This window comes from Lysobacter sp. F60174L2, from assembly GCF_052547135.1.
The window spans coordinates 637,981-647,899 of the sequence record NZ_JBQWRA010000003.1; the positions used below are offsets into that span (position 1 = coordinate 637,981).

The window sequence follows — 9,919 nt, forward strand, 5'->3', positions numbered from 1 at the left end:
CAAGATTGCTGACCCCGCAAGTATAGGGCCGGCGCGGGCTTCCACAAGGTGCGCCGGCCGGCACGTCAGGTGGGGGTTCAGTGACGTCGCGGATGCAGCGCGGGCTTGTATGCTTTCCGCCATGGATGAACCCTCGGGCGAAAGCGGCACACCTCCACAGGCCAGTGGACCTCCACAGGCCAGTGGGCTGCGCCCGTTGCGCGGCCATCTGTGGGCGCTGGTGGTCCTCCTGGGGTCGCTGGCATCGGTGTTCGCACTGTGGCAGGTGGCCTACGACCGCGAGATGCGGGCGGCCAACGTCGAGTTCATCGGCCGCACCCAGGAGCTTGCCGACCAGCTCCAGCAGCAGGTGGTCAGCTACGAGCTGGTCGCGGGCGGCGGCGCGGCACTGTTCGCCTCGGTCAACCGGCCGACACCCCACCAGTGGTACGGCTATGCCGACGGGATGGAGTTGTCGCGCCGCTTTCCCGCGATGGTCGGGCTGGGATTCGCCGGCTATGTCAGCCAGGGCCGGCTGGAGAACCTGCAGGTGGAATGGCGGCAGGCCGGCTGGGGCCTGCTTGACGTGCGTCCGGACGGCGACCGGGAGTATTACGGGCCGATTCTCTATCTGGAGCCGAAGACCCGCGAAAACCTCTCGGCGATCGGCTTCGACATGTACTCCGAGCCGGTCCGCCACGCAGCGATGCAGGCCGCGCTCGAAGGTGGCCATGCGTCGCTGTCGGGACCGGTCCACCTGATCCAGCAGGGTGCCGAGCAGGCGACGAGCCTGCTGCTGTACCTGCCGGTCTATCGCGGTGGCGAGCGCCCGGCAACGATGGAGGCACGCCGGGAGGCGATGCTGGGATGGGTCTACGTGCCGTTCCGCGCCGACCGTTTCGTGGCCGTTGTGCTGGGCGACGACAACGACATGCGGTTCCGCATCCATGACGTGACCGATGGAAAGTCGCAGTTGCTGTTCGCGTCGAGCCCCGGGGAGGCGCAGCAGCCGCCGGCGTTCACCCACGCCGTGGAGTTCGACAATTACGGGCGGCGCTGGCGGATCGAGTTCGACTCGCTGCCGCTCGCCGAGGCCGTCCCGCGCCTGGGGAGCCTGCAGAACACGCTGGCGCTGGGCCTGTTCGCATCGTTGCTGATGTATGCGGTCGCCTGGATGCTGGCCCGTACCGAGTCGCGTGCGCAGCGCATTGCGTTGCGACTGACCGAGAATTTCCGGCGCAGCGAGCAGCGGTTCCGGGTGGCGATGACGTACTCCGCGATCGGAAAGGTCCTGCTCGACAGCGAGGGTGCGATCGTCGAGGCCAACCCCGCGATGGGGACGATTGTCGGCCGGTCGCCCGAGTCCCTGGTGGGGGTGCGCTTCGATGCGCTGTTCGAGGACGACGAGCTCAGCGCGCAGGCAGCGCACGCGGACGCCAGCACCGACGCGGCGGGCGTGCATCGGACCACGCGGCGCCTGCACCGCACCGGCGGCGAGCCGCGGCACGCGCAGCTGACATACGCGCCGCTGCCCGGCAGCGTGGGGCAGGACATCGTCGGGCTGGTGCAGGTGGAGGATGTGACCGAACGGCTGCGCGCGCAGGCCAGGGTGCACGCGCTCAACCGGACGCTGGAAGCGCGCGTGGCGATGCGCACGCGCGAGCTGAGCCAGGCGAACCAGGAACTCGAGGCGTTCGCCTACAGCATCTCGCACGACCTGCGCGCGCCACTGCGGGCGATCGACGGGTTCAGCCGGGTACTCGCGGAACGCTATTCCGGTGCCCTCGACGATGCCGGGCAGGGCTACTTGGGGCGGGTACGCAATGCCGCCAGCCGGATGGGCGAGCTGATCGACGCGCTGCTCAAGATGTCGCGGCTGGGCCGAGGCGCGGTCAAGCGCGAGCACGTGGACCTCAGCCGGATGGCGGCCGATGTGGTCCAGGAACTGCGCGAGGCGGAGCCCGAACGCGATGTCCAGGTCGAAATCGCCGGCGGGCTGTCGGTCGAGGGCGATGCGACCCTGTTGCGCAACCTGCTCGCCAACCTGCTCGGCAACGCGTGGAAGTTCACCCGCGACCGCGAGAGCGGCAGGATCGGGTTCGGGACACAGTCAGGCGAGTTCTTCGTCCGCGACAACGGCGCGGGATTCGACCAGCAGTACGTCGACAAGCTGTTCCGGCCGTTCCAGCGGCTGCATGACCAGGAGCAGTTCGCGGGCCACGGCATCGGCCTGGCGTCGGTCAAGCGCATCGTCGAGCGCCACGGCGGCACCATCCGTGCCGAAGGCCGCGAAGGCGAGGGCGCGACGTTCTATTTCACCCTGCCGGGCGAGCGCCCCGAGCACTGACCGGCGACAGCAGCCGTCAGGCGTTCTTGTTGTGGGCGCGCAGGATGCGCTGCTTGTCGCGGGCCCAGTCGCGGTCCTTGCCGGCCTGGCGCTTGTCGTGGTTCTGCTTGCCCTTGGCCAGCGCGAGTTCGATCTTGACCTTGTTGCCCTTCCAGTACAGCGATGTCGGCACCACGGTGTAGCCATCACGCTGGATGCGGCCGATCAGGTTGTCGATCTCGCGCCGATGCATGAGCAGCTTGCGGGTGCGGCGCTCCTCGGTGACGACGTGGGTGGACGCCGATATCAGCGGCGTCATCTGCGCGCCGAACAGGAACATTTCGCCACCGCGGACCACCGCGTAGCTTTCGCCGATATTGGCGCGGCCGGCGCGGATCGACTTCAACTCCCAGCCCTGCAGCGCAAGCCCGGCTTCGAAACGCTCCTCAAGCGTGTAATCGTGGCGCGCGCGCTTGTTGAGCGCGATGGTGCCGCCCGCGCCCTTTCCCTTATCCTTTCCAGTCTTCTTCTTGGTCATCGCGCCTATTGTCCCTGATTGCGGGGTCGCCGGGCGACTGGCCGCCCGACTGGAATCCGTCACTCCCGATGCCGAGCATCCGCCGTACCGCCCTCGTCGAACACTCCGCCGCGCGCATGTTCGCGCTGGTCAACGATGTACCCGCCTATCCGCGCCGGTTCGACTGGTGCGATGGCGCCGAGGTGCTGGAATCGTCGCCCGGCCGGATGGTCGCGCGGCTCGACCTCGGGCTGGGCGCGCTGCGGACCTGGTTCACCACCGAGAACACCATGTCGGAGCCGCACCACATCGACCTCAAGCTGGTCGACGGCCCGTTCCGCAGACTGTCGGGGCGATGGGAGTTCCACGCCCTCGACGAATCGGCCTGCAAGGTGACGCTGACACTCGATTTCGAGCCGAAGGTGAAGTTGCTGGCCCCGGCGATGGCGATCGGTTTCCAGAGCCTGGCGGACCGGATGGTCGATGACTTCATCCGGGTCGCGGACCGCGGTGGTGAATGAAGGTCGAGCTGATCCGGGCGTGGCCGCGGCGGTTCGAACGGGTGCTGCTGGAGCTGGAAGAGGGCGCCTGCGTGGCCGACGCGCTGCGTGTCGCCGGGTGGGCCGGCCCGGGAACGGACTGCGCGGTGTTCGGCGCGGTCGTTGACGGACAGGCGAGGCTGCACGACGGCGACAGGATCGAACTGTTGCGTCCGCTGCAGGTCGATCCGAAGGATGCGCGCCGGCGCCGCGCCGCCAGCCGCGGACGCTGACCGTCGGGCTGGCTGACCGTTACTTCTTGTCTTTCGCCAGGTTCGGACCGAACTGCTTGCGCGCGGACTTGGCCAGTTGCTCGTCCTGCTCCGGGAAATACTCGCCCTCCCACTTGGTCAGCGCATCGTTCTCGAACCACAGGGTGAAGGTCTTGATCTTTGTATGCGCCAGCCGGTCGGTGCGCTGGGTCGAGGTGTAGTCCCAGCGGTCGTGGTGGAACGGATCCTGGATCGACGGCGTGCCGATCAGGGCCAGCACCTGCTGCTTGCTCATGCCGACCTGCAACTGCTCGACGGCGGTCGACTCCAGCAGGTTGCCCTGGAAGATCGGCTGGCGGTAGACGATGCCGCAACCGGCCACGCCGGCAGTGATTCCGGCGACGGAAAGGGCGAGCAGGAGCGTACGCATCGGGTGCTTTGGCATCGGTTTCATGGCGGTCGGATAACAGGCCGATGATACACTCCAGGGCACGATCGCGCGGCCCCGCCGCATGCCGTGTTCATCCGGCGTCAGGAGCTTCAATGGAATCGCACGACCTTCGCAAGGCAGGCCTGAAAGTGACCCATCCGCGCACGCGGATCCTGGAGTTGCTGGAAAAGGCCAAGCCCCGGCACATGACGGCCGAGGACATCTACCGGCTGCTGCTGGACCATGGGGAAGACATTGGCCTGGCCACCGTCTACCGGGTGCTGACCCAGTTCGAGGCGGCGGGGCTGGTGCTCAAGCACAACTTCGAGTCGGGCCAGTCGGTCTACGAACTCGACCGCGGCCAGCACCACGACCACATGGTCGACATCGACACCGGCAAGATCATCGAATTCGAAAGCGCCGAGATCGAAGAACTGCAGGCGAAGATCGCCGCCGAGCACGGTTACGAGATCGAGGAGCACTCGCTGGTGCTGTACGTGCGCAAGGCGCGCTGAAAGACGCGTTACCGCAGTCGGGGCGACGTCAGCTGACGTCGCTGAGCAATCGTTTTGCAGCCGCCCGGGCCTCGCGGGTCAGTTCGACGCCGCCGAGCATCCGCGCCAGCTCTTCCTGCCGCTGCGAGCCATCCAGCAACCGGACCTGGCTTTGGGTCACGCCCTCGCTCGCGGCCTTGCTGACGCGATAGTGCGCGTGGCCCTGCGCGGCGACTTGGGGCAAGTGGGTGACGCAGAGCACCTGGCGGCTGGCGCCCAGTGCACGAAGCTTCTGCCCGACGATCTCGGCCACGCCGCCGCCGATGCCCGAGTCGACCTCGTCGAACACCATCGTCGGTACGGTATCCAGCCCCAGCGCGGCGACCTCGATCGCCAGCGAGATGCGCGACAGCTCGCCACCCGACGCGACCTTGCGCAGGGCACGCGCCGGCTGGCCCGGGTTGGCGGCAACGAGGAACTCCACGCGTTCGCCACCTTGCGGATCGGGCCGGTCGCCTTCGATCGGCTCGATCGCAATGTCGAAGCGACCGCCGCCCATGCCGAGTTCGGCAATCAGGCCGGTGGTGGCCGCTGCCAGTGACGCCGCGGCCTTGCCTCGCTTGCGACCCAGGGCGTCGGCCGCCTTGCGCCAGTCCGTGCGGGCGGCCTCGATTTCGGTGTCGAGTCGCTGCAACCGCACGCCAGCGCCACGCAGTTGCTCCAGCTCCGCGGCAAGCCCGTCACGGTGGGCGAAGAGCTCCTCCGGCGTGACGCGGTGCTTGCGTGCGAGGTCGTGCAGGCGACCCAGCCGCTGCTCGAGCGTGTCGAACGCGGACGGGTCCATGTCGAGATCGCCGCGGACCCGGTCGAGCATGGCCAGCGCCTCGTCGAGCTGGATCGCGGCGGCGTCGAGCATGCCGTCGACCTCTTCCAGTCTCGGCTCGTGCTCGGCGACCCGTTGCAGTTCACCGCGCACCTGCTGGAGCGCGTGGGCCAGCGAAGGCGCGTCATCGCTGCCGAGCCGGGTAAACGCGGCTTCGCAGGCACCGATGAGGTCGGCGGCGTGGGCCTGCCGGCGATGGTCGGTCCGCAGTTGCGCGATCGAATCGGGCTCCAGGGTCTCGCGATCGAGCTCGGCGTGTTGGTGCTCCAGCCACTCGATGCGCTCGCTGACGTCCCCCTTGGCCGAGAGCGATTCACGCTCATCGAGCAACGCGCTCCAGCGTTCGGCCGCGGCGGCCACGGCGCCGCGTTCGCTGGCGGTCCTTCCGTAGGCGTCCAGCAGCATCAGTTGGCTGGGCCTGGACAGCAGGGCCTGGTGCTCGTGCTGGCCGTGGATCTCGACCAGCAGGCCGGCGAGTTCCGTCAACTGCCCGACCGTGACCGGACGTCCATTAACCCATGCGCGCGAACCGCCATCGGCCCGCACCACCCGGCGTACCAGGCAGGCGTCATCGGCGCCTTCGTCCAGCTCGTTGTCGCGCAGCCAGTCCCGCGCGGCCGGGACATCCTGCAGGGTGAATTCACCGACGACTTCCGCGCGATCGGCGCCATGGCGGACCACGCCGCTGTCGGCGCGCAGGCCGGAAAGCAGCCCCAGCGCGTCGACCAGCAACGACTTTCCCGCACCGGTCTCGCCGGAGATGACGGTCAGGCCGGGCCCGAAGGCCAACTCGGCCTCGCTGACCACCGCGAACTGTTTGAGTGAGAGATGCGAAAGCATGCGGCGGCGAGTGTAATCGGGACCGGCGGTCCAGGGGAGGGGCAGGGTGGCACTCGGGCGTCTCGCCGGATGAGCGGGCCAAGCCTCAGTGCGGCGCCTGCTCCGGCGCGCCCGCCAGTTGCAGTTGGCGCTTGGCGAACGCAGGCGTCAACCAGTCCAGTGAAGCGCCACGCATGCCGCTGCGCGCCACCAGCAGATCACGATGGGCCTGGTCGCAGCCGTCCGGCATGGATCCGTCGGGTAGCAGGCTGTGGATTTCCATCTGGACGATGGCGTCGCCCAGGTGACTGGCTTTGCTGTGAAGTTCGCCGGCCAAGGAGGCAGCGCGCTGGCGTTCGCCTTCCGCCCAGGCCGCAGCGGTATCGATCAGCCGGATGCGCTGGCTCAGCATCCACTCGTCCGCCGGCAGGTCGCGCCGTACTCCGGTGAGGTACGCGAGGCTGGCGGCCCAGTCACTACGCGCGGCGGCGTTTTCCGCCAGGCCGGTTTCGGTGGCCCACACGAGCGCCCGGTAGCCGCTGCGCCGGAGCTTGGGAAGAAGCGCGTTGTAAAGCCGATCGGACTCGTCGGTATCGCCGACGCGGGTCAGCAAGCGGGCCAGTTCCATCGTGACCATCCAGCGGTCGGAGTCGTCGGGTAGTGTGGCCAGCGAGTCGCCCATCGGCTGCAGCAGGTTGCTGGCTCCGGCTGTGTCGCCCGCGAGCAGCTCGGTTCTGGCCTGCCCCAGCGCGGCGAGCACCTGGTGGATGGGCGACGCCGCCCCCTTGCAACGCTGCCAATCCCTGCGTGCAGCGGTCAGGTCGCCGAGCGACAGCAGGAACTCCGCCCGGGAGCAGGCCATCTGGGCGATGGGCTCGGATTTCGTCGCGCTCCGGTCATCGTTGGCAACGCGTTGCTCGGCACGGTCAAGGGTCTGCCGGGCAAGTTGGTGGCGACCGTGAACGTAGTGCAGGAATGCCTCGTACTGGTCCAGCATCAATGCTGCCCTGCCTCCGAGTCCGGCCGACTGCAACTGCTTGAGGCGCTGCTCCGCGTCGGCGAAATGCCCCTGCAAAACTTCCTCGTTGAGCAGCAGCACTCCCAACTGGTCGTGACGTGTCGTATCTCCGGAGGCGGTCGCGACGGCAAGCGCCTGCCATAGGCGGGTCCGGTATCCCTCCAGGTCGCCGACCCTGTGATGTTGTGCGGCCACCCTGATCAGTATTTCCATTTCCAGGCGTCGATAACCGCCGGCGTTTGCCTTGGCGAGCAGTTTGTCGAGGTGTGGGTTGCGACCCTCGGTCGGAGGAGTGACGGTTTCGACGAGAAAGCGGGCATAGAGCGCCGCAGTCCGGTTGCCCGCCGTTTCCATCAGCTTGGCCGCCTGCTCATACAACTCCGTGAGGGCCTCCGGGGAGTCCGTCATGGCTCTGGCATTGGCCATCTGTAGCAGGGCGGCTCCGCGTTCGATTTCCCAGCCACTGCCCGCGGTTCTCGCGAGGTGCTCGGCGGTCCGTGCGAATTCCCCTGCACGCCGGGACTCCCCCAGGGCCTGGTGTACCTGGCTCCGGAGCAACAGTTGGGCGATCCTTTTCTCGGTGGGCTTTTGCTCCCAGTCGTGCGCGGTGAGCGCGTCAAGCGCGAGCTCCGGCTGGCCGGCTTCCACCTGCAGGTTGGCGTATGTCAGCGTGTAGTTCGACTTGTCGGGATAGCGACTGGCCAGTTGCCCATAGGCTTCGGCGGCGGCCTGGATGCGGTGAGGGTCGACGGCCAGTTGCTCCGCGTCCAGCACCGCGACCACTTGGGTGGGTGCCGGCTGCAACAGATCGCGCGCAACCTCCATGTGTGCGATTGCGGAGGGGCCCTGGGCCAACCGCGCCTGGGCATGCGCCAGTTGCCGTCTCACCAGCCCGAAACGCGGCGCCATTTCCACGACCTCGTTGAAGATAGCCGCGGCAGCGATCCAGTCACGGCGCTCGAACGCTTCGACTCCCTCGGCGTAACGACTGGCGGCGTCTGCGTCCAGGTCAAGTGTCGGCCATGGGTCGGCGTGGCGGGGCAGCAGCCGGGACATCACCTGGCGCGACATCTCGTCGACCATTGCCGGAACGGTCGAAGCCGGACCTTCCATTTCCAGCCGTTGAAGATGGCCGCCATGCTTGAAGCGAGCCTGCAGCATTACGTGTCCCGGCCTGTCGGGAACGCTACCGGATGCGAGAAATACGACAAGCGGTGCAGTTGAACCCGCACCGGCAGCAATGTCAGCTTCGCTCAAAAGGGTAATGGTTGGGAGGGCGCCCAGCTTCCAGCCCAGCCACTGGTGAAACAGGGTCACCGGCCAGCGGGTGGCGACGGCCGGATCGTGCACCTCGATCAGGGCGATGGCGGCCGGTGGCGCCGCGTCCGGCGATGCCGCCGTTGCGACGTCCGCTTTGGTGGCCCTGTTCATCCAGAACGAACCCACTGAAATCGCCAGTGCCACCGCTACCGCCGCCAGACCCCAGCGACGCCATTGGCGTGGTTGTGACTGCGCGGCAGCGGACGGCGCCTCTGGCGAAGCCGTTGGGAGCGGGTTTTCCTGCCGGTCACCGGCATCGATTTCCGGCACGGACGGGGCAATGGGGTCGGCGTCCTGCGCTGCCGCGTCCTGCATCGGTTCGGGGCCGGGCAGTTCAGCCAGGTATTCGATGGCTCCTGGAGGCTCGAAGACATATCCGCCCTTGGCGACGGTGCGGACCCAGTGCTTGCAGTCCTCGCCCAGCACCTTGCGCAAAAGCCAGATGCTCTGGGAGAGATTGGCATCTTCGACGATCACACCGGCCCAGAGGCGTTCAAACAGCTCGGCGCGGGTGTGGAGGATGCCGGGCTCGGCCAGGAACAGCAGCAACAGGTCGTAGATCCGCTGTGGCAGCTCGACCTCGGTTCCGCCACGCGTGACGCGCCGGTAGCACAGGTCGACGAGCAGGTCGCCAGTGCGCAGATACCGGACATCGTCGGACCACGGAACGTGGACTGCTGTTTTCACTTGGCTGCACCTCCTGATACGACGGCCCCGTCGCATTCACGGTCCGGTGTGACAGGCACGCATTCCCGGTGTGCCCGATCCTCCCTGATGTACCGGATTCTCGGCCAACTCCCGGCAAAACACCAAACAGGGCAAATATCGAGACTGGAAGTTGCAACGTAGGGGGAGGTGGTGACGGCTCCCCTTCCTTCCGTCGCGTGACAAATATCACGCTTGCCGCCGGAAAAGAGAAAAAAGTGATCTCTCATAAGAGGTGCTGCGGGGGGAGTCCCCGTGATTCTCGACCGGTCCCGGCTCGCTGGACGCGTACGGGACGCCAAGTCGCATGCAACACCCTTCAAAAGAACCGGCCACGCCCGTGGCCGGACATTCCTTTTCAATTCGGGGTATCAGCAAGTGAATCGAAATCTTCCAACCAAAGTGCTCGTCGCGGCCACCGCGCTTGCACTCAGTGGCGGCGCCATGGCGGCCGATCGTGTCGATCTGCACCATCTGGATGTCACCTCCCTCCACAACCAGTACCAGGCATCGGTCGCCCGTTCAGGCGCGCCGGCCATGGCCCATGCCCGCCACGCGCAGCTGCTGCAGATGGGCGATGACTCGCGCCTCTTGCTGCAAAGCCGCAACACCGACTTCGGCGTGCGCAACACGCGCTACCAGCAGACCTTCCGCGGGCTGCCGATCTACGGCGAGCA

The 9,919-nt window shown here is 67.3% G+C and carries 8 protein-coding genes and 1 pseudogene; 5 read left to right on the forward strand and 4 right to left on the reverse strand.

Annotated features, from left to right (window positions below; genetic code table 11):
* The first annotated feature begins 121 nt into the window (after positions 1 to 121).
* Positions 122 to 2,326 (forward strand): CHASE domain-containing protein, encoded by a 2,205-nt coding sequence (locus ACT9AS_RS11880; RefSeq protein ID WP_445100331.1) that lies wholly within the window; start codon positions 122 to 124, stop codon positions 2,324 to 2,326.
* Positions 2,327 to 2,342: 16 nt separating this feature from the next.
* Here the strand turns inward: ACT9AS_RS11880 and smpB are convergent, their stop codons facing one another.
* A complete protein-coding gene (gene smpB / locus ACT9AS_RS11885) occupies positions 2,343 to 2,843 on the reverse strand; it encodes an SsrA-binding protein SmpB (RefSeq protein ID WP_445100332.1) in 501 nt (166 codons plus the stop codon).
* A 68-nt stretch (positions 2,844 to 2,911) separates the two neighbouring features.
* Between smpB and ACT9AS_RS11890 the strand changes: the two genes are divergently transcribed.
* Positions 2,912 to 3,343 (forward strand): SRPBCC family protein, encoded by a 432-nt coding sequence (locus tag ACT9AS_RS11890; RefSeq protein ID WP_445100333.1) that lies wholly within the window; start codon positions 2,912 to 2,914, stop codon positions 3,341 to 3,343.
* Entirely contained in the window at positions 3,340 to 3,594 is a 255-nt protein-coding gene (locus ACT9AS_RS11895; protein WP_445100334.1) for an RnfH family protein, read from the forward strand. Before ACT9AS_RS11890 ends, ACT9AS_RS11895 begins: the two co-directional genes overlap by 4 nt.
* A gap of 19 nt (positions 3,595 to 3,613) precedes the next feature.
* On the opposite strand, the gene ACT9AS_RS11900 is transcribed toward ACT9AS_RS11895, so the two are convergent.
* The gene (locus ACT9AS_RS11900) at positions 3,614 to 4,003 is read right to left on the reverse strand and encodes an outer membrane protein assembly factor BamE domain-containing protein (protein WP_445100335.1); all 390 of its coding nucleotides are present in this window, start codon (positions 4,001 to 4,003) and stop codon (positions 3,614 to 3,616) included.
* A gap of 113 nt (positions 4,004 to 4,116) precedes the next feature.
* Between ACT9AS_RS11900 and fur the strand changes: the two genes are divergently transcribed.
* On the forward strand, positions 4,117 to 4,518 hold the full coding sequence (gene fur / locus ACT9AS_RS11905) for a ferric iron uptake transcriptional regulator (RefSeq protein ID WP_445100336.1): 402 nt from the start codon (positions 4,117 to 4,119) through the stop codon (positions 4,516 to 4,518).
* A gap of 28 nt (positions 4,519 to 4,546) precedes the next feature.
* Here fur and recN read toward each other — a convergent pair whose 3' ends face one another.
* A complete protein-coding gene (recN, locus tag ACT9AS_RS11910) occupies positions 4,547 to 6,220 on the reverse strand; it encodes a DNA repair protein RecN (RefSeq protein ID WP_445100337.1) in 1,674 nt (557 codons plus the stop codon).
* A gap of 85 nt (positions 6,221 to 6,305) precedes the next feature.
* Positions 6,306 to 9,224, reverse strand: a complete 2,919-nt coding sequence (locus ACT9AS_RS11915) for a winged helix-turn-helix domain-containing protein (RefSeq protein WP_445100338.1) — start codon at positions 9,222 to 9,224, stop codon at positions 6,306 to 6,308.
* A 273-nt stretch (positions 9,225 to 9,497) separates the two neighbouring features.
* Here ACT9AS_RS11915 and ACT9AS_RS11920 point away from each other — a divergent pair.
* Positions 9,498 to 9,919: pseudogene (locus tag ACT9AS_RS11920) on the forward strand (hypothetical protein); the annotation flags it as partial.

Bases quoted from the DNA above. Each gene is read 5' to 3' on its own strand.
- ACT9AS_RS11880 (WP_445100331.1), top strand. From the start codon at position 122: ATGGATGAACCCTCGGGCGAAAGCGGCACACCTCCACAGGCCAGTGGA.
- smpB (WP_445100332.1), bottom strand. From the start codon at position 2,843: ATGACCAAGAAGAAGACTGGAAAGGATAAGGGAAAGGGCGCGGGCGGC.
- ACT9AS_RS11890 (WP_445100333.1), top strand. From the start codon at position 2,912: ATGCCGAGCATCCGCCGTACCGCCCTCGTCGAACACTCCGCCGCGCGC.
- ACT9AS_RS11895 (WP_445100334.1), top strand. From the start codon at position 3,340: ATGAAGGTCGAGCTGATCCGGGCGTGGCCGCGGCGGTTCGAACGGGTG.
- ACT9AS_RS11900 (WP_445100335.1), bottom strand. From the start codon at position 4,003: ATGCGTACGCTCCTGCTCGCCCTTTCCGTCGCCGGAATCACTGCCGGC.
- fur (WP_445100336.1), top strand. From the start codon at position 4,117: ATGGAATCGCACGACCTTCGCAAGGCAGGCCTGAAAGTGACCCATCCG.
- recN (WP_445100337.1), bottom strand. From the start codon at position 6,220: ATGCTTTCGCATCTCTCACTCAAACAGTTCGCGGTGGTCAGCGAGGCC.